The following is a 26,373-nucleotide window of genomic DNA, read 5'->3' as shown; positions in this document are numbered from 1 at the left end:
ACAGCGTAGCCGTTCAGCCCAGAAACAGCCGGTACGCCGGGTTGTCGGTTTCATCCCAGTACGGGTAGCCGATCTTGGCCAGTGCCGCCGGCACCAGGTGGCGCTCATCATCCGGCACCTGCAGCCCGGCGACCACGCGACCATCGGCCGCGCCATGGTTGCGGTAGTGGAACATCGAGATGTTCCAGCGCCCACCCAGCTTGTTGAGGAAGTTGAACAGCGCCCCCGGCCGCTCCGGGAACTCGAAGCGCAGCACCAGCTCGTCGCTGACCCGCGCAGCGTGCCCGCCCACCATGTGGCGGATGTGCAGCTTGGCCAGCTCGTTGTCGGTCAGGTCCAGCACCGGGAAACCCTGCGCGGTCAGGCTGTGCAGCAGGGCACTGCGCGGGTCGGTGTCGGGGTGGGTCTGCACCCCGACAAAGATGTGCGCCTCGCCGTCGGCGTGGTAGCGGTAGTTGAATTCGGTGATCTGGCGCTTGCCGATGGCCTCGCAGAACGCCTTGAAGCTGCCCGGCTGTTCGGGGATGGTCACTGCGATGATCGCCTCGCGGCCCTCGCCCAGTTCGGCGCGCTCGGCCACATGGCGCAGGCGGTCGAAGTTCACGTTGGCACCGGAGTCGATGGCCACCAGGGTCTGCCCGGTCACACCTCGCAGCTCAACGTACTTCTTGATGCCGGCAACGCCCAGCGCGCCGGCAGGTTCGGTGATCGAGCGGGTATCGTCGTAGATGTCCTTGATGGCCGCGCAGATCTCGTCGGTGCTGACGGTGATCACCTCGTCCACATGATCCTTGCAGATGTCGAAGGTGTGCTGGCCGATCTGCGCCACCGCCACGCCATCGGCGAACAGGCCCACCTGCGGCAGCACCACGCGCTCGCCGGCGGCCATGGCGGCCTGCAGGCAGTTGGAGTCGTCCGGCTCGACACCGATCACCTTGATCTCGGGGCGCAGGTATTTGACGTAGGCGGCAATGCCGGCGATCAGGCCGCCGCCGCCCACCGGCACGAAGATCGCGTCCAGCGGCCCGGGGTGCTGGCGCAGGATCTCCATGGCCACGGTGCCCTGCCCGGCGATGGTGTGCGGGTCGTCATAGGGGTGGATATAGACGAAGCCCTTTTCGTCCACCAGCTTGAGCGAGTAGGCCAGCGCCTCGGGGAACGAATCGCCATGCAGCACCACCTTGGCGCCCCGCGAGCGCACGCCTTCGACCTTGATCTCGGGGGTGGTCTTGGGCATCACGATGGTGGCCTTGATCCCCAGTTCACGGGCGGCCAGCGCCAGGCCCTGGGCATGGTTGCCGGCCGAGGCGGTGACCACGCCCCGCGCCAGTTCCTCGGCGCTCAACTGCGCCAGCTTGTTGTAGGCGCCGCGGATCTTGAACGAGAACACCGGCTGCAGGTCTTCGCGCTTGAGCAGCACGTGGTTGCCCAGGCGCTTGCTGAGCTGGCCGGCCGGTTGCAGCGGGGTTTCGACGGCGACGTCATAGACGCGCGAGGTGAGGATCTTCTTGACGTACTGTTCGAGCATCGGGAACGCATCACTGGGCAGCTGGGCGGGGCCTCGGAGTCTACCGCAGCGCCCGGTCGGGCGACCACAGCCAGTCTGTGGTTTTAGCCGCTATACTACGCGCCCTCACGATACCCCTGCCCGCTCCGGAGCCCGCATGACCCAGGACCAACTCAAACAGGCTGTCGCCCAGGCCGCTGTCGATTTCATTCTGCCCAAGCTCGATGACAAGAGCATCGTCGGCGTCGGCACCGGTTCGACCGCCAACTGCTTCATCGACGCCCTGGCGCTGCACAAGGGTGCGTTCGATGGTGCGGTCGCCAGCTCCGAGGCCACGGCTGCACGCCTGAAGGGCCACGGCATTCCGGTGTACGAGCTGAACACGGTCAGCGACCTGGAGTTCTATGTGGACGGTGCCGACGAGAGCGACGAGCGCCTGAACCTGATCAAGGGCGGTGGCGCAGCCCTGACCCGCGAGAAGATCGTCGCGGCCGTGGCCAAGACCTTCATCTGCATTGCCGACGCGAGCAAGCTGGTGCCGGTACTGGGCGCCTTCCCGCTGCCGGTCGAGGTGATCCCGATGGCGCGCAGCCATGTGGCACGTCAGCTGGTGAAACTGGGCGGCGACCCGGTGTACCGCGAAGGCGTGGTGACCGACAACGGCAACATCATCCTGGACGTGTTCAACCTGCAGATCACCAACCCGGTGGAGCTGGAAACCCAGATCAACGCGATCGTGGGCGTGGTGACCAACGGCCTGTTCGCGGCGCGCCCGGCGGACCTGCTGCTGCTGGGGACCGCGGACGGCGTGAAGACCCTGACCAGGTAAGCTTGCGGGGCGGCCTCATCGCGGGCCAAGCCCGCTCCCACAGGTTCGGTGTGATCTTGTGGGAGCGGGCTTGACCCGCGATACAGCCTACTCGGTCTTCCTGAATACGTAGAACAGGTTCGGCTCGCTCACCACATACAGCGTCCCGGCATCGTCCAGCGCAATCCCCTCGGCCTGCGGCACGCTCGCCTTCAACCCGGCAGACCCCTTGCGCAGCGACAGGCTGCTGATCGGCTTGCCCTTCACGTCCAGCTCCAGCACCAGTTGCGATTCGTCCGACAGGGCCAGCAGATGCCCGCTGCGCTCGTCGAACTGCAAGCTCGACAGGTCTCTCACGAACAACCGCGAATCACGCTTGCGGTCCTGCACCACGTGCACCGCATAGGGCTGCTCCGGATTGTCATGGGGAAACCCGTGCACCTCGTAGATCAGCATCGGGTCGCGCTCCTTGGCCACGAACAGGCGCTTGCCGCCCGAGTCGTAGGCCAGCCCCTCGAAACCCTTGTTGCCGTTCAGGCCGATGCCCAGGGTAAGCTGCTCGGCATCCTTGGCATCCAGGAACGCGGTATCGGGCGCCACATGCACCCGGATCAGGCGCTGCTCGCGCTCGTCCGTGATCACGAAACTGCCCGGCCCCACATACTCCACCGCCTCGGGGTCGCCGAAACCGGTCAGGGGGATGCGCCGCACGATGCGCCCCTCCAGCGACAGCTCGATCAGCTCGGGGTTCTTGTTGGTGACCGTGTACAGGCTGTTGCGGTCCGGGTCGAAGGTCAGCGCCGAAATATCCGCCTGCAGCCCCTCGACCGGACGTGCCTCGACCACCACCTGGTAGCGGCTCAGCCCCATGCCCTGCTCGGCCGGCTGCCACCAGGCCTTGAGGTCGAACCAGGCACGCTCGAACACGCGGTGCTGCTGCCCCGCCACGCCCAGGGCGGCAAGGGCCAGCAGACTGAAAACAAGAAAGACCAGGGGCAGGTAACGACGCATTCGGGAAGACTCGGCAGGGTTCGGGCGTCATCTAACCATAGCCAACTGAATCGAAGCTTAATGCCACTATGCGGGAGTCACTGCTTGCGAAAGCGGTAGAACAGGTTCGGCTCACTGACGATGTACAGGGTGCCCTGGTCGTCCATGGCCACGCCCTCGGCGCGAGGGATGCGCTTTTTCAGGCCGTTGAAACCGCCGAGCAGGGTCATGAAGCTGACCTGCTCGCCCCGCTCGTCCAGCTCCAGCAGCATGTTCGAGTCGGCCGACAGCACCAGCATGTGCCCGGTACGCGGGTCGACCCCCAGCGCCGAGAGGTTGCGCAGGTCCAGCTCGTCACTGGGCAGCGGCTGCTTGTCGCCGGTCAGCGGCGAACGGCCGTCGGTGCGCCAGGTGAACAGCCGCGGTGGACGCTCCTCGCCCAGCACGAGGCGCTGGTTGCGCGGGTCCCAGGCAATCGCCTCGAAGGCCTTGTTCTGATTGGCCGAAGGGCCCAGGTCGTACTGCGTGAAATCCTTGATGTTCAGTGCCTGGGTGCTGTCGTCCAGGCTGACGATGGTCATGGTGTGATCACGCTCGTCGACAATGGCCAACCGCCCGTCCGCCAGCACCGCAACCCCCTCGGGGTTGCTCCAGCCGTTAAGTGGCAGCTTGCGCAGCACATCGCCGTCCAGGGTCAGCTCGACCAGGAACGGGTTCTTGCCCATGACGGCGAACAGGGTCTTGCGCTGGGGGTCGTAGGCCAGGTCGGAGGCCTCATCGTCCTCCATGCCCGGCAGCACCTTGGCGTCGATATCGACCGTATAGCCCGGCAGCCAGATACTGGCCTGCTGTTCGCTCACCGACTCGAAACGCTCCTGCAGCCACAGCAGGCCACGGTCGTCCCAGTGCATGGCGATGGCCACGCCATAGCCGATCACCGCAGCCGTCACCAGCCAGGTAGACCAGCGCAACAGGAGACGACGCTTGCGCACAGGAGGGAGCGAACCGCTGGAAGGATAAGGTGTGGCCATCAGGTATTCCCGTTGTTTTTTTAGCCTGGCACGCAACACGCAGGCACGTTCACAAGGTTGATTCGCGGGGATTATCCGGATCATTTGTGAAAAAAACGGCAACGCCCGATCAAAGGCCGGGGAAAAGGTGGCAGTCGGCTATCGACTGCCACCCGGGACAGGTCAGCGAACGCTGCCCTCGAAACGGCTCACACCGGGCAGTTCCAGCACCAGCTCATCGCCAGCGCTCAGCGGCCCGACGCCGGCCGGCGTACCGGTGAGGACCACGTCACCCGCCTGCAGCGCGAACTGCGAGGCCATGTGCTGGATCATCGGCACGATCGGGTTGAGCATCAGCGCGCTGTTGCCGTCCTGGCGCACCTCGCCGTTGATGCTCAGGCGAATGCCGATATCGGCCAGGTCCTCGAATGTGCTGCCAACCACGAAGGGCGTCAGCACGCAGGCGCCGTCGAAGCACTTGGCGCGCTCCCAGGGCAGGCCCTTTTCCTTGAGCTGCGCCTGCAGGTCACGCAGGGTCAGGTCCAGTGCCGGGGCGAAGCCGGAGATGGCGTCGAGCACTTCTTCTTCGGTAGGCGCCGGCGACAGCGACTTGCCCAGCAGCACCGCGATTTCCGCCTCGTAGTGCACCGAGCCACGCTCGGCCGGGATCTTGAACCCGCCTTCCAGCGATACCACGCAACTGCCCGGCTTGATGAACAGCAGCGGCTCGGTCGGAATCGGGTTGTCCAGCTCTTTGGCGTGCTCGGCGTAGTTGCGACCGATGCACACCACCTTGCCCACCGGCAGATGAGTACGCGTGCCGTCTACATACTGGTGCTGATAGTTCATTGCCGACTCCTGGAACGATGTTATTGGCGCTGCTGGGTTCACTCGACGGCGAAGATCTTGCCCGGGTTCATGATCCCGTTGGGGTCGAACACCGCCTTCACTGCCTTCATGTACTCGATCTCGACCGGCGAACGGCTGTAGGTCAGGTAGTCACGCTTGGTCATGCCCACGCCGTGTTCGGCCGAAATCGAGCCGTTGTACTTCTCTACCGTCTCGAACACCTGCTTGTTGACCACCGCGCAACGGGAGAAGAACTCGTCCTTGCTCATGTCGTCGGGCTTGAGGATGTTCAGGTGCAGGTTGCCGTCGCCGATGTGGCCGTACCACACCACCTCGAAGTCGGGGTAGCGTTCGGCGACGATCGCGTCGATATCCTTGAGGAACGCCGGCACCTTCGACACGGTTACCGAAATGTCGTTCTTGTACGGGGTCCAGTGCGAGATGGTCTCGGAGATGTACTCGCGCAGCTTCCACAGGTTCTGCAGTTGCTGCTGGCTCTGGCTCATCACGCCGTCCAGTACCCAGCCCTGCTCGACGCAGTGCTCGAAGGTGGCCAGGGCTTCGTTGGCCACTTCCTCGGTGCTGGCTTCGAATTCCAGCAGCGCGTAGAACGGGCAATCGGTCTCGAACGGCGCAGGCACGTCACCGCGGCCCAGCACCTTGGCCAGGGCCTTGTCGGAAAGAAATTCGAAGGCGGTCAGGTCGAGCTTGCCACGGAAGGCGTGCAGCACCGGCATGATGGAGTCGAAATCAGGCGTGCCCAGCACCATCGCGGTGAGGTTGTTGGGTGCCCGGTCCAGGCGCATGGTGGCCTCGACCACGAAGCCCAGGGTACCTTCGGCGCCGATGAACAGCTGGCGCAGGTCGTAGCCGGTGGCGTTCTTGATCAGGTCCTTGTTCAGCTCGAGCAGGTCGCCCTTGCCGGTCACGACCTTGAGGCCAGCTACCCAGTTGCGGGTCATGCCGTAGCGAATCACCTTGATACCGCCGGCATTGGTGCCGATATTGCCGCCAATCTGGCTGGAACCTGCCGACGCGAAGTCGACCGGGTAGTACAGGCCCTTGTCCTCGGCAAAATTCTGCAGCTGCTCGGTGATCACGCCAGGCTGGCACACCACGCTGCGGTCGAATTCGTTGAAGTCGAGAATCTGGTTCATGTAGTCGAACGCCACCACCACTTCGCCATTGGCGGCTACTGCGGCAGCCGACAGGCCGGTGCGCCCGCCCGACGGCACCAGGGCGACCTGGCGCTGGTTGGCCCAGCGCACGATGGCCTGAACCTGTTCGGTGCTCTTGGGGAACACGATGGCCAGGGGGGCTGGAGCAAAATGCTTGGTCCAGTCCTTGCCGTACGCATCAAGTGAAGCAGCGTCGGTCAGGACCTTTCCAGGCTCAACCAGGGTCATCAGCTCATCCAACAGCGCACGATCGGTCATCTACAGAACTCTCGAACAATTCATGGTCACCCTGAGCACGTTTCACGTGCCAGGGATGGGCGTAAACAGGGGTGCCTATGCTAGCATACGCACCCCCGCAGATCGTGCCGAAAGCCGATGCTGCGAGCGCTTCTTTCCCTGCCATTTTTCTCCGGGACACAGGTTTACGCAGATGAGCAAGACTTCTCTCGATAAGAGCAAGATCAAGTTCCTTCTCCTCGAAGGCGTCCACCAATCCGCCGTGGACGTCCTCAAGGCCGCCGGGTACAGCAACATCGAATACCTCACCGGCTCCCTGCCGGACGCGCAACTGAAGGAAAAGATCGCCGATGCCCACTTCATCGGCATTCGCTCTCGCACCCAGCTGACCGAAGAGGTCTTCGACTGCGCCAAGAAACTGGTCGCTGTCGGCTGTTTCTGCATCGGCACCAACCAGGTCGACCTGGACGCCGCTCGCGAGCGCGGCATCGCCGTGTTCAACGCGCCTTACTCCAACACCCGTTCGGTTGCCGAGCTGGTACTGGCCGAAGCGATCCTGCTGCTGCGCGGCATCCCCGAGAAGAACGCTTCCTGCCACCGTGGCGGCTGGATCAAGAGCGCGGCCAACTCCTTCGAGATCCGTGGCAAGAAGCTGGGCATCGTCGGCTACGGCTCGATCGGCACCCAGCTGTCGGTACTGGCCGAAAGCCTGGGCATGCAGGTGTTCTTCTTCGACCCGCTGACCAAGCTGCCGCTGGGCAACGCGACCCAGGTCGCCAGCCTGCACGAGCTGCTGGGCCTGGCCGACATCGTCTCGCTGCACGTTCCTGAGCTGCCATCCACCCAGTGGATGATCGGCGAGAAGGAAATCCGCGCGATGAAAAAGGGCGCGATCCTGATCAACGCCGCCCGTGGCACCGTGGTCGAACTGGACCACCTGGCCGCTGCGATCAAGGACAAGCACCTGATCGGCGCCGCCATCGACGTGTTCCCGGTAGAGCCGCGCTCCAACGACGAGCAGTTCGAAAGCCCGCTGCGTGGCCTGGACAACGTGATCCTGACCCCGCACATCGGTGGTTCCACCGCCGAGGCCCAGGCCAACATCGGCCTGGAAGTGGCCGAGAAGCTGGTCAAGTACAGCGACAACGGTACCTCCGTGTCGTCGGTCAACTTCCCTGAAGTGGCCCTGCCGGCGCACCCGGGCAAGCACCGCCTGCTGCACATCCACCAGAACATTCCGGGCGTGCTCAGCGAGATCAACAAGGTGTTCGCGGAAAACTCGATCAACATCTCCGGTCAGTTCCTGCAGACCAACGAGAAGGTCGGCTACGTGGTGATCGACGTCGATGCCGAGTACTCGGACCTGGCGCAAGAGAAGCTGCAGCACATCAACGGCACCATCCGTTCGCGCGTGCTGTTCTAAACGCTTCGCCGGCAACGCCGATCCAAATGAAAAAGGCGACCCTCGGGTCGCCTTTTTTCATGCCCGCGATTTACTTCACGGTCACGGTGATCTTCTTCGATTCCACGCTTGGCTTGAACGGCACGTGGAACTTGTCGCCCAGCACCAGTTGCAGGGTGTGCTTGCCAGGGGCCAGGGTCAGCTGGGTTTCGGTCTGCGCCTTGCCAAAGTGCAGTACCTGCGGGCCGGCGGGCAGCGGCTGGCCGTTTTCCGGCATCAGGCTGGTGGGCAGCACCTGGTCGGCAGCCGGCGCCTTGTCGACGTCCACCAGCAGGTGATGATGGCCGCTATGCGGGGTGGCGTCGCCGGCCGGCTTGAGTTCCATGCCTTCGATGCCAAACTTGACGGTGAAGGTCTTGTCGACGGTGGCGCCATCGGCCGGGGAAACGATGAATACCTTGGCATCCTTGGGTGGTGCCTGGCTCACCAGGCCTTCGGCGGCGGCCAGCGCGGACACGCCCATCAACAAACCAGCGACGGCAGCACGCGAAAATAGGCTTTTCATTCACTTCTCCTGTGATTTACTTCGGTAACCCTTACCCCTGAATACCAGGGCAACGGTTCATTACGATAGATCAATTGCGCCAAGGCAAGCTTTAAAAACGCCACGGAAAAATCTTCCCTGGCATCTAACATCCTCGGCCAAGTGCGGTCCTAGACACTGTTCGACCGCGACACACACAAAAAGTCGCGGCGACCGGACTCACTGCCAAAGACCAGGAAAGGGGCTTAGATGCGTTTGACTATTGGGGTACTGCTCACGGCCCTGCTGACCCCGTTGGCCCATGCCGAGCTGATCGACGAGGTCAACGATCGAAATGAACTGCGTATCGCGATCAGCGCCGATTCCTCGACCAATATCCGCAAGCAAGGCCAGTGGACCGGCTTCGAGATCGGGTTGGGCCAGGCGTTGGCCAAGGAGTTGGATGTAGGGGTGGAGTTCGTGCCCGTCGACCATGACGAGTTGCTGGACGGTGTGGAAAGCGGCCGTTACGACATCGCCCTGGACCAGATCACCGCCAGCCCCGAGCTCAAGCAGCGCCTGGGTGTCAGCGAACCCTATACCGACGGTGACGACGACAAACGCTATGTGATGCCCTTCCAGAAGGACAACCCGGCCTTCGAGAAAGCCTTGAACGCCGCCCTGCAGCGCATCAAGGACAACGGGCGCATGACCGAGCTGGCGCAGCAGGCGGCGCGGCCCGCTGTCGAGCCCCAGGCCCAGACCCACACCGAAGCGGCGGATGCTGCCGTGGACACCGACGCACCTTAAGCGTCGAGGGCCCCCAGGGCCTGCACGGCCGCGTCCAGCTCCAGTTCGCTGAACACCTGCACCCCGGCCCGGCGCAACAGCGCCGTGGTCACGCCCTCACCTTCCACCCTGGTGCCGCTGAACGTACCGTCATAGGTCAGCCGGTTGCCACAGGACGGGCTGCCCGACTTGAGCACGGCCACCCTTATGGCGTGGCGCTGCACCAGTGCCAGCGCCAGGTGCGCGCCCTGCACGAACGGCGCGGTCACGTCCTCGCCGGCTACCGTCACCACCCGGGCCTGGCCTTCCAGCACCGCACTGCCCTGCCCACCGGGAATTTCCGCAGGTGGCCGCGGGGTCGGCAGACCGCCGGCGACCTCGGGGCACAACGGCACCACGCGACCCTCCCGCTGCCAGCCCTGGAGCACATCCGGATGCCCGCTGGCGCGACCGTCATAGCGCACCAGCTGCCCCAGCAGGCAGGCGCTGACCAGAACCTTGTGCATGCTAGAAGGGCTCGTTGCCGCGCCGACGGAACCAGCCGGTGAGCGACAACCGCTCGCGGTTGGCCGGCAGCACTTCGTGGGGGATCTCGCCGGAGAGGAACACCACCAGGCAACCGCCGGTCGGCTGCACATCGTGTTCCACATTGTCCTTGAGGGTCATGCGCAACTGCCCGCCATGTTCGGGCAGCCAGTCTTCGTTGAGGTAGATCACCGCCGAGACCATGCGCCGGTCGTCGTCGCGAAAGCGGTCCAGGTGCTTGCGGTAGAAGCCGCCGGGCGGGTACAGGGCGAAGTGGCACTCGAAGTCTTCCAGGCCCAGGAACAGGCCGCGGTTCATCGCTTCGCGCAGGCCGTCCATCAACCCCAGGTACTGGTCGCAGGCGTCCGAGTCACCGGGTTCGAGCCACTGGATATGGTCGTTGCGAATACCTTCGCGTACTTCCTGCGCGGGCCCTCGCCCGACCCCCGCAGGGGCCAGTTCACCTTCGGCGGCGCGGCGGCGGCACTCGGCCGCCAGTGCCCGCGTCAGCGGGGCCGGCAGGAACAGGTCGTGCTGCGACCAGCCACGGGTGGCCAGGTCGTCGACGATGCGCGACAGCAAGGGGTGATCAAGGGATATCTGCATGCCGCGCATAGTATCGAGCCGCCAGCAAAACCGACAGCGCCACTTGGCCGAGAGTGTGCATTGGCGTCTCGACAAAGCCCCGCCGGGCCACGGACAATAGCGGCCTGCCGACAGGAGTCCTGAATGCGCCGTTTGTTTTTTCTGCTGTTGATGATCTGCACCACGCCTGTCCTGGCAGATACCCACGACCAACTGTACAAGGTTGCCGGGTGGCCGGAGCAGCGCGCCCACTTCACCGATGCCCTCGATGCCGCCCAGCAGCGCTATCGCAACAGCCTGCCGCCTGCAGTCTTCCAGGCCCTGGTGAACAACAGCAACCAGCGTTTCGAACCCACCGCCGTCGACCGCCGCGCCGAAGCCCAGTTGCGCGCCAACCTCAGCGACCCCAAGCCTGCGCTGGCGTTTTTTCAATCCCCCCTGGGGCGCAAGATCGTGGCGGCCGAGCTGCTGGCCACCCGCCGTGACCAGTTGGCCAAGAATGCCAAGGGCCTGCCCAAGATCGAGGCCAGCGACAGCCGCCTGCTGATCATCGGCCACCTGGCCCAGGCCCTGCCGGCCCGCGAGGCCGGTGCCGAGGTCAGCCTGGCGATTGCCGGGGTGGCGGCCGACAGCCTGAGCCAGATGATCCCCGGCCTGCTCGGTGGCAGCCAGGCCCAGGGCCTGCTCGACGGGCAGCGCCAGCGCCTGATGCAGCAGATCGAGGCCGACCTGAACAACACCCTGCTGTATGTGTATCGCGGGCTGTCGGATGCCGAACTCGATGCCTTTGCAAGCTTTGCCGAATCGCCCGAAGGCAAGGCGTACTATGCCGCCGCCCTGGCCGCAATCCGGGCTGGCCTGGCGGTCGGTCAGAGCACCTCGGACCTGCAGTGATCAGCCCAGGCGCTGGCCGATGAAGGCAAAGTAGTCTCGGCGTATTGCCGGCAGTTCGTTGACCAGGTGGTGGCGGGCTTCGGGCATCAGCAGAATCTGCGGTTCGGCGAACTTGGCCTTGAGCACCTCAAGGTTGTACGGCCAGTCCACGGTCATGTCGGCCTGCCCCTGCACGATCAGCGGCTGGCGCGGGCTGCATGGCGCCAACTCGATACGTTTGACCCACGCCATCAGCGCCCCGACCCAGGCGGTGGGCAGGCGCCGCGGCTGCAGCGGGTCGGCCTGCAGGAACGGCAAAAAGGTCGGGTCGTTGCTGTTCTCGCTGAAGCGCCGCTCGATGCCGGTGACGAAGTGGCGCAGCACCTGATAGCTGAATTTCGACCAGCGCCACGCACGCGGGCGTACCAGCGGCGCCAGCAGGATCACCTGGCCCTGGGCCGGGCTGTGCGCGCCGTGGTGCAGCAGGTGGTCGACCAGGATGGCGCCGCCGGTGCTCTGCCCACACAGGTGCCAGGGTTGCGGCAGGTTCAGCGCCTGGCCCTGCTCGAACAGCGCCTGCAGCACGTCCTGATACACCGCAAAGTCATCGATGCTGGCGCGCTCGCCACTGGACAGCCCATGACCCGGCAGGTCGCAGGCGATGACCGCGAACTGCCGGGCCAGGGCCCATTCGATGGCGTGGCGGTAGAGGCCCATGTGGTCGTAGAAACCGTGCAGCAATACCAGCGTCGCCACAGGCGCGGCGGGCAGCCAGACCTGGGCGACCAGCTCGAAGCCTGCGGTGTCGAAACGCCCCAGCCAGCTGTCGACGCCGGGAATGTCCAGGCTGTAGAAATGCCGGTACGCCTGCGCCTGGGTCGACAACGGCTGACGCGCGGCCAGCGGTTGCAGGCTGGCACGCAGGGAGTCGGGCTGGAATGACGCGGGCATGGAAGTTACCAACAACGGGGCAAAGGATTGACCTGTGATATTCATCTGTTGCGAACGGCGTGGCAAGCTGGGGGACTTTTTTGTTGCCTGTGCCGCCCCCTCGCCCGTAGGCGCCGGCCTTGCCGGCGAAAAGATACACCCCTTTCCAGAATTGGTACCCCCGATGCCCCGCCACCTGCTCACCGGCCTCACCCTGCTCCTCTGCGCCGCCGGCCTGTGGTGGGCCTACGACAGCTTCCAGGGCCGCTACCTGCGCCCCTTCGACAACCACACCGCACTGTTCGCCGGCGACACTCTGCGCCTGCCAGAAGACATCGCCGGCCCCGGCCCCGTCCGCCTGGTGCACTTCTGGGACCCGGCCTGCCCCTGCAACGTCGGCAACCAGCAGCACCTGGCCGAGCTGACCGAGCACTTCGCCGCCCAGGGCGTGGAGTTCTACGTGGTGCAAAAGCCCGGTACCCACGGCCAACTGCCCGCCACCCTCGGCGCGCTCAAGCCACTGGCCGATCTGCCCGGCGCCGAGCACCTGCCGGCAAGCCCTGCGGTTGCGATCTGGGACCGCAACGGCCAGCTCGCCTACTTCGGCCCCTACAGCGAGGGTGCCACGTGCAATTCGAGCAACAGCTTCATCGAGCCCATTCTGCTGGCCCTCACCCAGGGCCGCAGCGTGAACGCCACCCACACCCTGGCGGTGGGCTGCTATTGCCCCTGGGCCGGCTAGCGTACCCGTGCCGGGTTGCCCATCGCTGTCGCCCCCGCCGGCAAATCGCGGGTCACCACTGCGCCCGCGCCGATGATCGCATCATCACCAATGCTCACCCCTGGCAGAATCAGCGCACCGGCACCGATCCACACGTTGCTGCCGATGTTCACCGGGCGCCCGCTCTCCAGCCCCGAACGGCGGATGGCCGGATCGCGCGGATGGTCGGCGGTGAGGATCTGCACACCGGGGCCGATCTGGCAGTCATCGCCGATGTGCACCTGCACCACGTCGAGGATCACGCAGTTGAAGTTGACGAACACGTTGGCGCCCAGCGTGATGTTGTAGCCGTAGTCGCAATGAAACGGCGGCCGGATCACCGCGCCTGCCCCCACCTTGGCGAAGTGCTCGACCAGCAGGGCATGACGCTGCTCGTTGAGCAGTTCGGGGGAATGGTTGTAGCGGTACATCCAGTGCTTGTTGGCGATCTGCTCGGCCTGCAGCTCGGGACAGCCGGCATGATAGAGCTGGCCGGCGAGCATTTTCTGCTTTTCACTGAGGTTCATCGGACCGTGGCTTCCTGGGATGGGTTAAGTTGCAGGGTCTATCCTGTGCCGAACATCTGACCGGCCAGGGCAAGGAACGATCCTCGCACAAGGAGCCCCGATGAAACGCAGCCTTACCCTTCTTGCGGTGCTCATCGCCGCCGTCGCCGGCGGTGGCTACTGGTATGCCCACAGCAAGTTGCCGCAACGCACCGGCGAAGTCACCGTGGCCGGCCTGCAGGCGCCGGTAAGCGTGCGCTACGACCAGCGCGGCGTACCGCACATCCAGGCGCAGAACGAAACCGACCTGTACCGCGCACTGGGCTACGTGCACGCCCAGGACCGCCTGTTCCAGATGGAAATCACCCGGCGCCTGGCCAATGGCGAACTGGCCGAGGTACTGGGCCCCAAGCTGGTGGAGACCGACACCCTGTTCCGCAGCCTGCGCATTGCCGAGCAGGCGCGCAGCATGGTCGCCCGCCAGGACAGGCAATCCCCGGCCTGGCTGGCCCTGCAAGCCTACCTGGAGGGCGTGAACGCCTGGCAGGACTCGCACCCCAGGCCCGTGGAGTTCGATGTGCTGGGCATCACACCGCGCCCGTTCACCGCCGAGGACACCCTGAGCATCGCAGGGTTCATGGCCTACAGCTTCGCCGCCGCGTTTCGTACCGAGCCGCTGCTGACCTACGTGCGCGATCACCTGGGCAAGTACTACCTCAGCGACTTCGACCTGGGTTGGGACCCCGAAGGCGCGGTGCAGACCCCGCCACACCTGGCCGCCGCCGACTGGCGCAGCCTGGGCCGCATCGCCCAGGTCAGCCACCAGGCGCTGGGCGATGCGGGCCTGCCGCAATTCGAGGGCAGCAACGCCTGGGCCGTCAGCGGCAGGCTCACCGCCAGTGGCAAGCCGCTGCTGGCGGGCGACCCGCATATTCGCTTCTCGGTGCCGTCGGTGTGGTACGAGGCCGAACTGTCGGCGCCGGGCTTTCACCTGTACGGCTACCACCAGGCGCTGAACCCGTTCGCCTCGCTGGGACACAACCGCGAGTTCGGCTGGAGCCTGACCATGTTCCAGAACGACGACCTCGACCTGATCGCCGAGCAGGTCAACCCGGACAACCCCGAACAGGTGAAGATCCACGGCCAGTGGCACGACCTCACCTCCACCCAGCAGCAGGTCCGGATCAAGGGGGAAGACCCGCTCACCCTCACCCTGCGCCGCTCGCCGCACGGGCCGATCATCAACCCCGCCGTCAGTGGGCATGAAAACGGCACGCCGATCGCGATGTGGTGGGCATTCCTGGAAACCGAGAACCCGATCCTGGAAGCCTTCTACGACATCAACCGCGCCAACACCCTGGACAGGATGCGTGCGGCCGCCGCCAAGATCCACGCCCCCGGCCTCAACCTGATATGGGCCAACGCACAGGGCGATATCGGCTGGTGGGCGGCAGCGCAGTTGCCGATCCGCCCGGACGGGGTGAACCCGGCGTTCATTCTCGACGGCAGCACGGCCCAGGCCGACAAGCTCGGCTTCTACCCGTTCAGCGCCAACCCGCAGCAGGAGAACCCCGCCGCGGGCTACATCGTCTCGGCCAACTTCCAGCCGGTGTCGCCCACCGGCATGGTCATCCCCGGCTACTACAACCCGCCGGACCGCGGCCGCCAGCTCAACAACAACCTGGCCTCGCCCGGCGTGAAGTGGGACCTGCACAACAGCCAGGCATTGCAGCTGGACACGGCCACCGCCTATGGCCCGCACCTGCTCACACCGCTGCTGTCGGTACTGCGCCAGGTGGTCACCGACGTACACGAGCGCGAGCTGGTCGAGCAACTGGCCGCGTGGCACGGCGACTACCCGGTGGAATCGACCAGCGCCACGCTGTTCAACCAGCTGCTGTACGAATTCGCCCGCGCCGCCACCCATGACGAGCTCGGTGACGAATGGTTCGAGACGCTGCTGTCGACGCGCATGGTGGATACCTTGCTGCCGCGCCTGGCCGCAGACGTGGATTCGCAGTGGTGGGCGCGCAAGGGCAGCAACGCGCACAGTGACCGCGAAACGGTGGTCAAGCTGGCCTGGGACAACACCCTGGAGCACCTGCGCACCACCCTGGGCAAGGACCCGGCGAACTGGCAGTGGGGCAAGGCGCACACGTTGACCCACGGGCACCCGCTGGGTGCGCAGAAGCCGCTGAACCTGCTGTTCAACGTGGGGCCATTCGCGGCGCCGGGCGCGCATGAGGTACCGAACAACCTGTCATCCAGAATCGGCCCGGCACCGTGGCCGGTGACCTACGGGCCATCGACGCGGCGCGTGATCGATTTCGCCGATGCGGGGGCGGCGCTGAGCATCAACCCGCTCGGGCAGAGCGGCGTGGTGTTCGACAGGCACTATGCCGATCAGGCGCAGGACTATATCGACGGCAGGTATCAGCGGGCGCTGATGGGGTTGGCGGGGGAGACCGAGGGGACGTTGCGGCTGGTGCCCTAGGGCTGCTGTGCAGCCCATCGCGGGTCACGCCCGCTCCCACAGGGGTCTGCGGTGTTCGCAAAACCTGTGGGAGCGGGCGTGACCCGTGATGGCTTTTTCAGATCAGGCCGAGACCTGCGCCGCAGTGGCGCGGCGCACGTCCGGCTGCTTCCACGAATCCGCGGCGCTTTCTTCGATGGCTTGCTGGATCGCGCGCTTGCGGCGCTCTTCGGCACGGCGGCTGAAGTACCAGACCATGAAGGTCACCAGCGACACGCTGAGCAGGATCAGGCTGGCCACCGCGTTGATCTCCGGCTTCACGCCCAAGCGCACCGCCGAGAACACTTCCATCGGCAAGGTGGTCGAACCCGGCCCGGACACGAAGCTGGCCAGCACCAGGTCGTCCAGCGACAGTGCGAACGACATCATGCCGCCCGCCGCCAGCGACGGCGCGATCATCGGGATGGTGATCAGGAAGAACACCTTCCACGGCCGCGCGCCCAGGTCCATGGCCGCCTCTTCGATGGACAGGTCCAGCTCGCGCAGGCGGGCCGACACCACCACCGCCACATAGGCGGCGCAGAACGTGGTGTGAGCGATCCAGATGGTGACGATGCCGCGCTCCTGCGGCCAGCCGATCATCTGCGCCATGGCCACGAACAGCAGCAACAGCGACAGACCGGTGATCACCTCAGGCATTACCAGCGGTGCGGTGACCAGGCCACCGAACAGCGTGCGCCCCTTGAAGCGGGTCACGCGGGTCAGTACGAACGCCGCCAGGGTACCCAGCGCCACCGCGGCCACCGCGGTGTAGCAGGCGATCTCCAGCGAGCGCATCACCGAGCCCATCAGCTGGGTGTTGTCGAGCAGGCCCACGTACCACTTCACCGACCAGCCCCCCCACACCGTCACCAGCTTGGAGGCGTTGAACGAGTAGATCACCAGGATCAGCATGGGCAGGTAGATGAACAGCAGGCCTACCACCAACATCAGTTTGGAGAAACTGAAACGCTTCATGCCCTGCCCTCCATCTCTTTGGCCTGGCTGCGGTTGAACAGCAGGATGGGCACGATCAGGATTGCCAGCATCACCACCGCCAGGGCGGAAGCCACCGGCCAGTCACGGTTGTTGAAGAATTCCTGCCACAGCACCTTGCCGATCATCAGGGTTTCCGGGCCGCCCAGCAGCTCGGGGATCACGAACTCGCCCACCACCGGGATGAACACCAGCATGCAGCCGGCCACGATGCCGTTCTTGGACAGCGGCACGGTGATTTTCCAGAAGCTGTTGAAGGTGCTCGAACCCAGGTCGGACGCCGCTTCCAGCAGGCTCTGGTCGTGTTTGACCAGGTTGGCGTAGAGCGGCAGGATCATGAACGGCAGGTACGAATAGACCACGCCGATATACACCGCCAGGTTGGTGTTGAGGATCTGCAGCGGCTGATCGATCAGCCCCAGCCACATCAGGAAGGCATTGAGCAGCCCGTTGTTGCTGAGGATGCCCATCCACGCATACACGCGGATCAGGATCGCCGTCCAGGTCGGCATCATGATCAGCAGCAGCAACACGGTCTGCATTTCCTTGCGCGCGTTGGCGATGGCGTAGGCCATCGGGTAGCCGATCGCCAGGCACAGGATCGTGCTGATCAGGGCCATCTTCAACGAGCCCAGGTAGGCCGCGATGTACAGTTCGTCCTCGGTCAACAGGCCATAGTTGGCCAGGTTGAGTACCAGCTGAACCTTGTCTTCGAGGTAGGTGAAGATCTCGGTGTACGGCGGGATCGCCACGTCGGCTTCGGCAAAGCTGATCTTCAGCACGATGAAGAACGGCAGCATGAAGAACAGGAACAGCCACAGGAACGGCACCCCGATCACCAGGTGACGCCCTTCGGGTATCAATCGCTGAAACGCTCGCTTGAGCTTGCGCGCTGTCATGACCGCAGGACCACGCCGCTGTCGTCTTCCCACCACACGTAGACCTGGTCATCCCAGGTCGGCCGGGTGCCCTGGCGCTCGGCGTTGGCGACGAACGACTGCACGATCTTGCCGCCTGGCAGCTCCACGTAGAACACCGAATGGCCACCCAGGTAGGCGATGTCGTGCACCTTGCCGTGGGACCAGTTGAACTCGAAGCTCGGCTGCTCGGTGGTCACCAGCAGTTTTTCCGGACGCAGCGCATAGGTGATGCGCTTGTCTTCGACCGAGGTGGTCACACCGTGGCCCACGTAGATCTTGCGCTCGAGCTCGGGGCTGGCGATCAGCGCGTGGCCCTCGGCGTCCTCGACCACTTCGCCTTCGAACAGGTTGACGTTGCCGATGAACTCGCACACCAGGCGGCTGGTGGGGGTTTCGTAGATATCGATGGGGCTGCCGATCTGGGCAATCCAGCCCAGGTGCATGATCGCGATGCGCTGGGCCATGGTCATGGCCTCTTCCTGGTCGTGGGTCACCATCACGCAGGTCACGCCCACGCGCTCGATGATCTCCACCAGTTCCAGCTGCATCTGCGAACGCAGTTTCTTGTCCAGCGCGCCCATCGGCTCGTCGAGCAGCAGCAGCTTGGGCCGCTTGGCCAGCGAACGGGCCAGGGCCACACGCTGACGCTGGCCACCGGAGAGCTGGTGCGGCTTGCGCTTGGCGTACTGGGTCATGTGCACCAGCTTGAGCATCTCGGCCACCCGCGCCTCGATCTCGTCCTTGCTCATGCGGTCCTGCTTGAGGCCGAAGGCGATGTTGTCGGCCACGCTCATGTGCGGGAACAGCGCGTAGGACTGGAACATCATGTTGATCGGCCGCTCGTAGGGCGGCATATCGGTGATGTCCACGCCATCGAGGAAGATCCGCCCTTCGGTCGGGCGCTCGAACCCTGCCAGCATGCGCAGCAAGGTGGACTTGCCCGAGCCGGAGCCACCGAGCAGCGCGAAGATCTCGCCCTTCTTGATCTCCAGGGACACATCGTCCACCGCTACGGTTTCGTCGAACTTCTTTGTAACCCGGTCGATCTTGACCAGCACCTGTTTAGGTTGCTGATCGCCTTCTAGGGCTTTCTTATAGGCACCGGAGGCAACTGCCATGTGTGAAACTCCCAACAAGATTTTGGTGCCCGCCCCTGCCGTGACGGGCCCTGGATAGTTACTTGCCCGACTTGATCTTGGTCCAGCTTCGGGTCATCAAACGTTGCACTTTGGGGGGTAACTCTGAGTTGACGTACAGCTTGTCCAGCACCTCTTGCGGTGGGTAAACCGCTGCGTCGGTTCGCACGCTCTGGTCCATGAGTTCGCCAGCCTTGGGGTTCGGGTTGGCGTAACCGACGTAATCGCTGACCTGGGCGATGACCTCAGGCTTGAGCAGATAGTTGATGAAGGCGTGGGCCTCTTTGACGTTCTTGGCGTCCTTGGGAATCGCCAGCATGTCGAACCAGAGGTTGCCGCCTTCCTTGGGGATCGCGTAGGCGATTTCCACGCCCTTGCCCGCCTCTTCGGCGCGGGACTTGGCCTGGAACACGTCGCCGGAGAAGCCGGCGGCCACGCAGATGTCGCCGTTGGCCAGGTCCGAGATGTACTTGGAGGAGTGGAAGTAGGTCACGTAGGGCCGTATGGCCAGCAGCTTCTTCTCGGCGTCGGCGTAGTCCTTGGGGTTGGTGCTGTTGGGGTCGCGGCCCATGTAGTTGAGCACCGCCGGCAGCATCTCGTCGGCCGAGTCGAGGAACGCCACGCCGCACTTGGAGAGTTTCTTGATGTTTTCCGGCTCGAACAGCACGGCCCATGAATCGATGGTGTCGATTCCCAGCGCGGCCTTGACCTTCTCGACGTTGTAGCCGATGCCATTGGTGCCCCACAGGTAGGGGACCGCGTACTGGTTGCCCGGGTCGTTCTTCTCCAGGCGCTTCATCAGGGCCGGGTCGAGATTGGAATAGTTGGGCAGCAGCGTCTTGTCGAGCTTCTGGAACGCGCCCGCCTTGATCTGCTTGCCGAGGAAATGGTTGGACGGCACCACCACGTCATAGCCGGTGCGACCGGCCAGCAGCTTGCCTTCCAGGGTTTCGTTGGAATCGAAGACGTCCTGCACCGGCTTGATGCCGGTCTCCTTTTCGAAGTCCGCAAGGGTGGTCTGGCCGATGTAGTCCGACCAGTTGTAGATATGCACCGTGGGCGCCGCCTGGACACTGATCGCCAGCGTCAGGCTCGCTGTGGCCAGGACGGCCTTGCGAAAATGTGAAGTAGACAAGTGGGAGGTCCTCTACAAAAGTGCCCGAGTCGTTTGGCAGATACGCCTGCGGTACCGGCAAACCGGCGCGCAACTTACCTTCGATACACCCATCGAGCAAAAAGAATTTGCCCTCGAGCCCCGTTCAGGCACTGTTTTTCAGTGCCTGACGGGAAAAACCGGATTTATTTGCCCGATTTGATCTTGGTCCAGCTGCGGGTGATCAGGCGCAGGGTGCCTGCATCCAGGTCGCTGATCGCGTACAGGTGCTTCTTCACTTCATCCGACGGGTAGATGCTCGGGTCGCCGGAGATGTCCTTGTCCACCAGAGCGGTGGCTGCCTTGTTGCCGTTCGGGAAGCGCACGGCGTTGGTGATCTCGGCCATGACTTCCGGCTGCATCAGGAAGTCCATGAACTTGTAGGCTGCTTCGACATTGGTGGCGTCCTTGGGAATCGCGACCATGTCATAGAAGGTGCCGGCGCCTTCTTTCGGAATGCTGTAGGCCAGCTTGACCTTGTCGCCCGCTTCGTAGGCACGGGCCTTGGACTGCTCCAGGTCACCCGAGTAACCCACGGCCACGCAGATGTTGCCGTTGGCCAGGTCCGAGATGTACTTGGAGGAATGGAAGTACGCCACCGATGGGCGAATGCTCAGGAACAGGTCTTCGGCGGCCTTCAGGTCTGCCTTGTCCTTGCTGTTGGTCGGCTTGCCCAGGTAATGCAGGGCCGCCGGGATCATTTCGGTCGGTGCGTCGAGGAAACTCACGCCGCAGCTCTTGAGCTTGGCGATGTTTTCCGGCTTGAACACCACGTCCCACGAGTCGATCTTGTCGACGCCCAGTGCGGCCTTGACCTTCTCGGGGTTGTAGCCGATGCCGATGCTGCCCCACATGTACGGGAAGGCATGCTTGTTGCCCTGGTCGCTGGCATCGCCCACGGCCTTGAGCAGGTCTTCGTCGAGGTTCTTCCAGTTCGGCAGCTTGGACTTGTCCAGCTCCTGGTACACACCGGCCTTGATCTGCTTGGCCAGGAAGTTGTTGGACGGTACCACCACGTCGTAGCCCGACTTGCCGGCCAGCAGCTTGGCTTCCAGGGTTTCGTTGCTGTCGAACACATCGTAGACCACCTTGATGCCCGACTGTTTCTCGAACTTGGCGATGGTGTCCGGCGCAATGTAGTCGGACCAGTTGTAGACGTGCAGCACCTTGTCGTCCGCCTGAACAGCACCGGCCATCAACCCCGCGAGGGTAGCGGCCAACAGCGTCTTGCCCATTTTCTTCATGCGTAATGCTCCAGAATTTTTTATAGAAACCATCTGTTCAGCGACCGACTCGTTCGGCGCAAGCGCTGGGCGACTGAAACAGTCGCTAGTCTGGCAAGATCCACGGCGCGGTTTCAACCAGAGTGCGCCGCAGATCGCCATTCAACCCAAGGCTGAGCCTAGCACCTGCTCACTTCAACGCTTCGAGCGTCAGGTCCAGGCATTTGCGTGCCTTTTCCACCAGCTCGTCGATCTCCTCGCAGGTGATGACCAGCGGCGGCGCGATGATCATGGTGTCGCCCACGGCGCGCATGATCAGCCCGTTGTCGAAGCAGAACTGGCGGCAGATCATGCCCACGCCCTTGCCCTCGTAACGGGTGCGGGTCGCCTTGTCCTTGACCAGCTCGATCGCGCCGAGCATGCCCAGGCCACGGACCTCGCCCACCAGCGGATGATCGTTCAGCTCACGCAGACGTTTCTGCAAATACGGTGCCGTTTCTGCCTGAACGCGCTCGATGATTTTCTCGTCGCGCAGGATCCGCAGGTTTTCCAGGGCCACCGCTGCCGCCACCGGGTGGCCGCTATAGGTGAAGCCGTGGTTGAAGTCGCCGCCTTCGCTGAGCACGGCCGCCACTTCGTCACGCACGATCACGCCGCCCATGGGGATGTAGCCCGAAGTCAGGCCCTTGGCGATGGTCATCAGGTCGGGCTTGAGGCCGTAGTAGTCGGTACCGAACCACTGGCCGGTACGACCGAAACCGCAGATCACCTCATCGGCAATGAACAGGATTTCGTACTTGGCGAGGATTTCCTTGATCTTCGGCCAGTAGGTTTCTGGTGGGATGATCACCCCGCCAGCACCTTGGATCGGCTCGGCGATAAAGGCGGCCACGTTGTCTTCGCCGACTTCGAGGATCTTCTTCTCCAGTTGCTCGGCGGCCCATACGCCGAACGCGTCCGGGGTCATGTCGCCGCCTTCGCCGAACCAGTACGGCTGCGCAATATGCACGATGCCCGGCAGCGTACCGCCCTGCTCGTGCATGCCGCTCATGCCGCCCAGGGCAGCGCCGGCCACGGTGGAGCCGTGATAGCCGTTGACCCGACCGATGATCACCTGCTTCTGCGGCTTGCCCTTGAGCGCCCAGTAATGGCGGACCATGCGCAGGTTGGTGTCATTGCCTTCGGAGCCGGAGCCGGTGAAGAACACATGGCTCATGCCCGCAGGGGCCACCTCGGTGATCGCCCGGGCCAGCTCCAGCGCCGGCGGGTGGGCGGTCTGGAAGAACAGGTTGTAGTACGGCAGCTCGCGCATCTGGCTGGCTGCCGCCTCGGCCAGTTCTTCACGGCCGTAGCCGACGGCCACGCACCACAGCCCGGCCATGCCGTCGAGGATCTTGTTGCCCTCGCTGTCCCACAGGTGCACGCCCTTGGCCTTGGTGATGATCCGCGGGCCTTTTTCCTTCAGCTGCTTGTAGTCGCTGAACGGCGCCAGGTGATGATCACGACTCAGGTCTTGCCACTCGCGGGTTTGCGGGTTCTTGACGCTCATGTGCTTCTCCGATGACTGACGGCCGCGCTCCTGCGGCCCCGGGGTTTATCAGACCGCGAACAGCAGGAACTCGCGTTCCCAGGAGCTGATCACGCGTTTGAAATTTTCATGCTCGGCGCGTTTGGTGGCGACGTAGCCTGCGATGAATTTCTTGCCCAGGTACGGCTCCAGCGCGCTGCAGTTCTCCATGCGTTCAAGGGCGTCCTCGATGGTCAGCGGCAGGCGCAGGTTGCGCCGCTCGTAACCGCGACCCTTGACCGGCGCGCTGGGGTTGATGCCTTCGACCATGCCGATGTAGCCGCACAACAGGCTGGCGGCAATCGCCAGGTAAGGGTTGGCGTCGGCGCCGGGCAGGCGGTTTTCCACACGCCGGTTCTGCGGGCCGGCATCCGGCACGCGCAGGCCCACGGTGCGGTTCTCCTCGCCCCACTCCACGTTCACCGGCGCCGAGGTGTCGGGCAGGAAGCGGCGGAACGAGTTGACGTTGGGGGCAAACAGCGGCAGCACCGACGGGATGAACTTCTGCAGGCCACCGACGTGGTGCAGGAACAGCTGGCTCATGCTGCCGTCTTCGTTGGAGAAGATGTTCTTGCCGGTGTTCACGTCGATGATGCTCTGGTGCAGGTGCATCGCGCTGCCCGGCTCGCCGGTCATGGGCTTGGCCATGAAGGTGGCGGCGACGTTGTGCTTGAGCGCGGCCTCGCGCATGGTGCGCTTGAACACCAGGATCTGGTCGGCCAGTGACAGCGCGTTGCCGTGACGGAAGTTGATTTCCATCTGCGCGGTGCCGTCCTCGTGGATCAGCGTGTCCAGGTCCAGGTGCTGCAGTTCGCACCAGTCGTAGACGTCCTCGAACAGCGGGTCGAATTCGTTGGCGGCCTCGATGGAGAACGACTGGCGACCGGTTTCGGGGCGACCGGAGCGACCGATGGGCGGCTGCAGCGGGAAGTCCGGGTCCTCGCAGCGCTTGGTCAGGTAGAACTCCATCTCCGGCGCCACGATCGGCTGCCAGCCTTTGTCGGCGTAGAGCTTCAAGACCTTCTTGAGCACGTTGCGCGGCGACAGCTCGACCGGGTTTCCCTGCTTGTCGTAGGTGTCGTGGATCACCTGCGCGGTGGGCTCGATGGCCCATGGCACCAGGAATACCGCGTTCTCGTCGGGGCGACAGATCATGTCGATGTCGGCCGGATCGAGCAGCTCGTAATAGATGTCATCGTCGACGTAGTCGCCGGTCACCGTCTGCAACAGCACACTTTCGGGCAGGCGCATGCCCTTTTCGGCAATGAACTTGTTGGTGGGGGAGATCTTGCCGCGCGTGATACCGGTGAGGTCGCTGATCAGACACTCGACTTCGGTGATCTTGTGCTCTTTCAACCAATCGGTGAGCTGGTCGAGGTTGTTACTCATAAATACCTCAGGAGGTAAATGTCTGGACTGACGTCAGGACGCCCAGGCTGGGCCGTCCTGCTCATTCTGGATGCCGCACGACGCTAAAGCAAAGCACCTGCCACGGGGCGAACGCGCAGGGCAATACCCGCTGGGCCGCCTGGCCGGCTATAGTGGTGGCAGTCGATTACAGAAGAGGGTGCGATACCGGGCATGCAGCCCAGGCCGTCAATTATTGCGGCCAGGTGGCGGCGCACGGCCACGCGGTATCTGCCGTGGGTGCGGCGGGCGTGCAGACCGATCCGCGCGGTGCGGCCGGTGACGCCGATTGTCGGCTGGCGAGACATGTAACCCCCGGTATTATTGCTGTTATGGGTTGCAACCGAGCTTAGCCTTGTTCATTTTTTTACACAACACCCCTGTAAAAAATAGAATACGGCCCGCTCAAAGTCGCTGTCTCGCTACCAAAGCAGGCCTTGTCGACGCCCTCATTTGCAGCAAAAATGCCGCTTCAGCGCCGTTTTAGGGCATGATGGGGCTGGCTTGACTTCAGCAGGGCTTTCGCGTTGACTGAACCTGCAAGCCCCCATTGATTGATATTTTTAACAACAAAGGTGTTGCATCATGTCGGTACCCCCGCGTGCCGTTCAGCTTAACGAAGCGAACGCGTTCCTTAAGGAACATCCTGAGGTTCTCTACGTTGACCTTCTGATTGCAGATATGAATGGTGTGGTGCGTGGCAAGCGCATCGAACGCACGAGCCTGCACAAGGTTTACGAGAAAGGCATCAACCTGCCGGCCTCCCTCTTCGCCCTGGACATCAACGGTTCCACCGTCGAAAGCACCGGCCTGGGCCTGGACATCGGCGATGCCGACCGTATCTGCTATCCCATCCCCGGCACCCTCTCCAACGAGCCCTGGCAGAAGCGCCCTACCGCGCAGCTGCTGATGACCATGCACGAGCTCGAGGGCGAGCCGTTCTTCGCCGACCCGCGTGAAGTGCTGCGCCAGGTGGTGAGCAAGTTCGACGACCTGGGCCTGACCATCTGCGCCGCGTTCGAGCTGGAGTTCTACCTGATCGACCAGGAGAACGTGAACGGCCGTCCACAGCCGCCGCGCTCGCCGATCTCGGGCAAGCGTCCGATCTCCACCCAGGTGTACCTGATCGACGACCTCGACGAGTACGTCGACTGTCTGCAGGACATTCTGGAAGGTGCCAAGGAACAAGGCATCCCGGCTGATGCCATCGTCAAGGAAAGTGCCCCGGCGCAGTTCGAAGTGAACCTGCACCACGTGGCCGACCCGATCAAGGCCTGCGACTACGCGGTACTGCTCAAGCGTCTGATCAAGAACATCGCCTACGACCATGAGATGGACACCACCTTCATGGCCAAGCCGTACCCTGGCCAGGCGGGCAATGGTCTGCACGTGCATATCTCGGTGCTGGACAAGGATGGCAAGAACATCTTTACCAGCGAGGATCCCGAGCAGAACGCCGCATTGCGTCACGCGATCGGCGGTGTGCTCGAGACCCTGCCGGCGTCGATGGCGTTCCTGTGCCCGAACGTCAACTCGTACCGCCGTTTTGGTGCCCAGTTCTACGTGCCCAACTCCCCGACCTGGGGCCTGGACAACCGTACCGTGGCCTTGCGCGTACCGACCGGCACGCCGGACGCCGTGCGCCTGGAGCACCGTGTGGCCGGTGCCGACGCCAACCCGTACCTGCTAATGGCAGCCGTACTGGCGGGCGTGCACCACGGTCTGACCAACAAGGTCGAACCGGGCCCGGCGATGGTGGGCAACTCCTACGAGCAGAACGAGCAGAGCCTGCCGAACAACCTGCGTGATGCACTGCGCGAGCTGGACGACAGCGAGATCATGGCCAAGTACATCGATCCGAAGTACATCGATATCTTCGTGGCCTGCAAAGAAAGCGAGCTGGAGGAGTTCGAACACTCCATCTCCGACCTTGAGTACAACTGGTACCTGCACACCGTGTAAGGTCCATTCGCCGGCAAGGCCGGCT

24 protein-coding genes are annotated in these 26,373 nt (G+C 63.8%); 7 read left to right on the top strand and 17 right to left on the bottom strand.

The window, feature by feature from the left end; translation table 11 throughout:
• Window positions 1-13 precede the first annotated feature (13 nt).
• Window positions 14-1,528 carry a threonine ammonia-lyase, biosynthetic gene (ilvA, locus tag DN387_RS14805; protein WP_054915520.1) on the bottom strand — a complete coding sequence of 505 codons (1,515 nt, stop codon included), beginning with the start codon at window positions 1,526-1,528 and terminating at the stop codon, window positions 14-16.
• 136 nt (window positions 1,529-1,664) lie between these two features.
• On the opposite strand from ilvA, the gene rpiA reads away from it, so the two are divergent.
• Window positions 1,665-2,336: a ribose-5-phosphate isomerase RpiA gene (gene rpiA, locus DN387_RS14800; protein WP_043863445.1), complete on the top strand. Its 672-nt coding sequence runs from the start codon at window positions 1,665-1,667 to the stop codon at window positions 2,334-2,336.
• Between the two features lie 87 nt (window positions 2,337-2,423).
• Here the strand turns inward: rpiA and DN387_RS14795 are convergent, their stop codons facing one another.
• The 4 genes from DN387_RS14795 to DN387_RS14780 all read right to left on the bottom strand — a co-directional run bounded on the left by DN387_RS14795 (window position 2,424) and on the right by DN387_RS14780 (window position 6,600).
• A complete protein-coding gene (locus DN387_RS14795) occupies window positions 2,424-3,326 on the bottom strand; it encodes an SdiA-regulated domain-containing protein (RefSeq protein WP_043863444.1) in 903 nt (300 codons plus the stop codon).
• A 77-nt stretch (window positions 3,327-3,403) separates the two neighbouring features.
• Window positions 3,404-4,336, bottom strand: a complete 933-nt coding sequence (locus tag DN387_RS14790) for an SdiA-regulated domain-containing protein (RefSeq protein ID WP_054915519.1) — start codon at window positions 4,334-4,336, stop codon at window positions 3,404-3,406.
• Window positions 4,337-4,498: 162 nt separating this feature from the next.
• Window positions 4,499-5,164: a fumarylacetoacetate hydrolase family protein gene (locus DN387_RS14785; protein ID WP_054915518.1), complete on the bottom strand. Its 666-nt coding sequence runs from the start codon at window positions 5,162-5,164 to the stop codon at window positions 4,499-4,501.
• Between the two features lie 38 nt (window positions 5,165-5,202).
• The gene (locus DN387_RS14780) at window positions 5,203-6,600 is read right to left on the bottom strand and encodes an FAD-binding oxidoreductase (RefSeq protein ID WP_043863441.1); all 1,398 of its coding nucleotides are present in this window, start codon (window positions 6,598-6,600) and stop codon (window positions 5,203-5,205) included.
• A gap of 172 nt (window positions 6,601-6,772) precedes the next feature.
• Between DN387_RS14780 and serA the strand changes: the two genes are divergently transcribed.
• Window positions 6,773-8,002 (top strand): phosphoglycerate dehydrogenase, encoded by a 1,230-nt coding sequence (gene serA / locus DN387_RS14775; protein ID WP_043863440.1) that lies wholly within the window; start codon window positions 6,773-6,775, stop codon window positions 8,000-8,002.
• 70 nt (window positions 8,003-8,072) lie between these two features.
• On the opposite strand, the gene DN387_RS14770 is transcribed toward serA, so the two are convergent.
• Window positions 8,073-8,546 carry a DUF4399 domain-containing protein gene (locus DN387_RS14770; protein ID WP_043863439.1) on the bottom strand — a complete coding sequence of 158 codons (474 nt, stop codon included), beginning with the start codon at window positions 8,544-8,546 and terminating at the stop codon, window positions 8,073-8,075.
• Window positions 8,547-8,774: 228 nt separating this feature from the next.
• Here DN387_RS14770 and DN387_RS14765 point away from each other — a divergent pair, with 228 nt between their 5' ends.
• Window positions 8,775-9,314, top strand: coding sequence for a transporter substrate-binding domain-containing protein (locus DN387_RS14765; RefSeq protein ID WP_043863438.1), 540 nt, complete (start codon window positions 8,775-8,777; stop codon window positions 9,312-9,314).
• On the opposite strand, the gene DN387_RS14760 is transcribed toward DN387_RS14765, so the two are convergent.
• The gene (locus DN387_RS14760) at window positions 9,311-9,799 is read right to left on the bottom strand and encodes a DUF523 domain-containing protein (protein ID WP_054915517.1); all 489 of its coding nucleotides are present in this window, start codon (window positions 9,797-9,799) and stop codon (window positions 9,311-9,313) included. The two genes, DN387_RS14765 and DN387_RS14760, sit on opposite strands and share 4 nt — an antisense overlap.
• 1 nt (window position 9,800) lies before the next feature.
• Window positions 9,801-10,433: a 2OG-Fe(II) oxygenase gene (locus DN387_RS14755; protein ID WP_043863436.1), complete on the bottom strand. Its 633-nt coding sequence runs from the start codon at window positions 10,431-10,433 to the stop codon at window positions 9,801-9,803.
• A 114-nt stretch (window positions 10,434-10,547) separates the two neighbouring features.
• Here DN387_RS14755 and DN387_RS14750 point away from each other — a divergent pair, with 114 nt between their 5' ends.
• On the top strand, window positions 10,548-11,297 hold the full coding sequence (locus DN387_RS14750) for a DUF2059 domain-containing protein (protein WP_054915516.1): 750 nt from the start codon (window positions 10,548-10,550) through the stop codon (window positions 11,295-11,297).
• Here DN387_RS14750 and DN387_RS14745 read toward each other — a convergent pair whose 3' ends face one another.
• The gene (locus tag DN387_RS14745; protein WP_054915515.1) at window positions 11,298-12,227 is read right to left on the bottom strand and encodes an alpha/beta hydrolase; all 930 of its coding nucleotides are present in this window, start codon (window positions 12,225-12,227) and stop codon (window positions 11,298-11,300) included.
• Window positions 12,228-12,390: 163 nt separating this feature from the next.
• On the opposite strand from DN387_RS14745, the gene DN387_RS14740 reads away from it, so the two are divergent.
• Entirely contained in the window at window positions 12,391-12,948 is a 558-nt protein-coding gene (locus DN387_RS14740) for a DUF6436 domain-containing protein (protein WP_043863433.1), read from the top strand.
• Here the strand turns inward: DN387_RS14740 and DN387_RS14735 are convergent.
• On the bottom strand, window positions 12,945-13,493 hold the full coding sequence (locus DN387_RS14735; protein WP_054915514.1) for a sugar O-acetyltransferase: 549 nt from the start codon (window positions 13,491-13,493) through the stop codon (window positions 12,945-12,947). The two genes, DN387_RS14740 and DN387_RS14735, sit on opposite strands and share 4 nt — an antisense overlap.
• 100 nt (window positions 13,494-13,593) lie before the next feature.
• On the opposite strand from DN387_RS14735, the gene DN387_RS14730 reads away from it, so the two are divergent.
• On the top strand, window positions 13,594-15,966 hold the full coding sequence (locus DN387_RS14730) for a penicillin acylase family protein (protein WP_254506104.1): 2,373 nt from the start codon (window positions 13,594-13,596) through the stop codon (window positions 15,964-15,966).
• A 102-nt stretch (window positions 15,967-16,068) separates the two neighbouring features.
• Here the strand turns inward: DN387_RS14730 and DN387_RS14725 are convergent, their stop codons facing one another.
• The 7 genes from DN387_RS14725 to DN387_RS14695 all read right to left on the bottom strand — a co-directional run bounded on the left by DN387_RS14725 (window position 16,069) and on the right by DN387_RS14695 (window position 24,368).
• Complete coding sequence (locus DN387_RS14725) at window positions 16,069-16,962, bottom strand: ABC transporter permease subunit (RefSeq protein ID WP_043863430.1); 894 nt, start codon at window positions 16,960-16,962, stop codon at window positions 16,069-16,071.
• Window positions 16,959-17,840 (bottom strand): ABC transporter permease subunit, encoded by an 882-nt coding sequence (locus DN387_RS14720; RefSeq protein WP_173925095.1) that lies wholly within the window; start codon window positions 17,838-17,840, stop codon window positions 16,959-16,961. The genes DN387_RS14725 and DN387_RS14720 overlap by 4 nt, the downstream gene beginning before the upstream one ends.
• A gap of 35 nt (window positions 17,841-17,875) precedes the next feature.
• Entirely contained in the window at window positions 17,876-19,018 is a 1,143-nt protein-coding gene (potA, locus tag DN387_RS14715) for an ABC transporter ATP-binding protein (protein ID WP_043863428.1), read from the bottom strand.
• Between the two features lie 58 nt (window positions 19,019-19,076).
• Window positions 19,077-20,171, bottom strand: coding sequence for a polyamine ABC transporter substrate-binding protein (locus tag DN387_RS14710; RefSeq protein WP_054915512.1), 1,095 nt, complete (start codon window positions 20,169-20,171; stop codon window positions 19,077-19,079).
• Between the two features lie 164 nt (window positions 20,172-20,335).
• Window positions 20,336-21,433 (bottom strand): polyamine ABC transporter substrate-binding protein, encoded by a 1,098-nt coding sequence (locus tag DN387_RS14705; protein ID WP_054915511.1) that lies wholly within the window; start codon window positions 21,431-21,433, stop codon window positions 20,336-20,338.
• 169 nt (window positions 21,434-21,602) lie between these two features.
• Window positions 21,603-22,961, bottom strand: coding sequence for an aspartate aminotransferase family protein (locus DN387_RS14700; protein WP_043863425.1), 1,359 nt, complete (start codon window positions 22,959-22,961; stop codon window positions 21,603-21,605).
• A gap of 48 nt (window positions 22,962-23,009) precedes the next feature.
• Window positions 23,010-24,368, bottom strand: coding sequence for a glutamine synthetase family protein (locus DN387_RS14695; RefSeq protein WP_043863424.1), 1,359 nt, complete (start codon window positions 24,366-24,368; stop codon window positions 23,010-23,012).
• A 603-nt stretch (window positions 24,369-24,971) separates the two neighbouring features.
• On the opposite strand from DN387_RS14695, the gene DN387_RS14690 reads away from it, so the two are divergent.
• Window positions 24,972-26,348: a glutamine synthetase family protein gene (locus DN387_RS14690; RefSeq protein ID WP_043863423.1), complete on the top strand. Its 1,377-nt coding sequence runs from the start codon at window positions 24,972-24,974 to the stop codon at window positions 26,346-26,348.
• The last annotated feature ends 25 nt before the right edge of the window (window positions 26,349-26,373 follow it).

This window comes from Pseudomonas sp. FBF18, from assembly GCF_024261405.1.
Lineage (GTDB): Bacteria > Pseudomonadota > Gammaproteobacteria > Pseudomonadales > Pseudomonadaceae > Aquipseudomonas > Aquipseudomonas palmensis.
Note: the sequence above shows the minus strand (reverse complement) of the source record. Positions and strands in the feature narration are given on the sequence as shown.

Coding starts and splice junctions, on each gene's coding strand:
- serA (WP_043863440.1), top strand. CDS start 6,773: ATGAGCAAGACTTCTCTCGATAAGAGCAAGATCAAGTTCCTTCTCCTC.
- DN387_RS14790 (WP_054915519.1), bottom strand. CDS start 4,336: ATGGCCACACCTTATCCTTCCAGCGGTTCGCTCCCTCCTGTGCGCAAG.
- DN387_RS14770 (WP_043863439.1), bottom strand. CDS start 8,546: ATGAAAAGCCTATTTTCGCGTGCTGCCGTCGCTGGTTTGTTGATGGGC.
- DN387_RS14695 (WP_043863424.1), bottom strand. CDS start 24,368: ATGAGTAACAACCTCGACCAGCTCACCGATTGGTTGAAAGAGCACAAG.
- DN387_RS14795 (WP_043863444.1), bottom strand. CDS start 3,326: ATGCGTCGTTACCTGCCCCTGGTCTTTCTTGTTTTCAGTCTGCTGGCC.
- DN387_RS14785 (WP_054915518.1), bottom strand. CDS start 5,164: ATGAACTATCAGCACCAGTATGTAGACGGCACGCGTACTCATCTGCCG.
- ilvA (WP_054915520.1), bottom strand. CDS start 1,528: ATGCTCGAACAGTACGTCAAGAAGATCCTCACCTCGCGCGTCTATGAC.
- DN387_RS14690 (WP_043863423.1), top strand. CDS start 24,972: ATGTCGGTACCCCCGCGTGCCGTTCAGCTTAACGAAGCGAACGCGTTC.
- DN387_RS14755 (WP_043863436.1), bottom strand. CDS start 10,433: ATGCGCGGCATGCAGATATCCCTTGATCACCCCTTGCTGTCGCGCATC.
- DN387_RS14745 (WP_054915515.1), bottom strand. CDS start 12,227: ATGCCCGCGTCATTCCAGCCCGACTCCCTGCGTGCCAGCCTGCAACCG.
- DN387_RS14760 (WP_054915517.1), bottom strand. CDS start 9,799: ATGCACAAGGTTCTGGTCAGCGCCTGCCTGCTGGGGCAGCTGGTGCGC.
- DN387_RS14765 (WP_043863438.1), top strand. CDS start 8,775: ATGCGTTTGACTATTGGGGTACTGCTCACGGCCCTGCTGACCCCGTTG.
- rpiA (WP_043863445.1), top strand. CDS start 1,665: ATGACCCAGGACCAACTCAAACAGGCTGTCGCCCAGGCCGCTGTCGAT.
- DN387_RS14750 (WP_054915516.1), top strand. CDS start 10,548: ATGCGCCGTTTGTTTTTTCTGCTGTTGATGATCTGCACCACGCCTGTC.
- DN387_RS14705 (WP_054915511.1), bottom strand. CDS start 21,433: ATGAAGAAAATGGGCAAGACGCTGTTGGCCGCTACCCTCGCGGGGTTG.
- DN387_RS14725 (WP_043863430.1), bottom strand. CDS start 16,962: ATGAAGCGTTTCAGTTTCTCCAAACTGATGTTGGTGGTAGGCCTGCTG.
- DN387_RS14700 (WP_043863425.1), bottom strand. CDS start 22,961: ATGAGCGTCAAGAACCCGCAAACCCGCGAGTGGCAAGACCTGAGTCGT.
- potA (WP_043863428.1), bottom strand. CDS start 19,018: ATGGCAGTTGCCTCCGGTGCCTATAAGAAAGCCCTAGAAGGCGATCAG.
- DN387_RS14740 (WP_043863433.1), top strand. CDS start 12,391: ATGCCCCGCCACCTGCTCACCGGCCTCACCCTGCTCCTCTGCGCCGCC.
- DN387_RS14735 (WP_054915514.1), bottom strand. CDS start 13,493: ATGAACCTCAGTGAAAAGCAGAAAATGCTCGCCGGCCAGCTCTATCAT.
- DN387_RS14730 (WP_254506104.1), top strand. CDS start 13,594: ATGAAACGCAGCCTTACCCTTCTTGCGGTGCTCATCGCCGCCGTCGCC.
- DN387_RS14780 (WP_043863441.1), bottom strand. CDS start 6,600: ATGACCGATCGTGCGCTGTTGGATGAGCTGATGACCCTGGTTGAGCCT.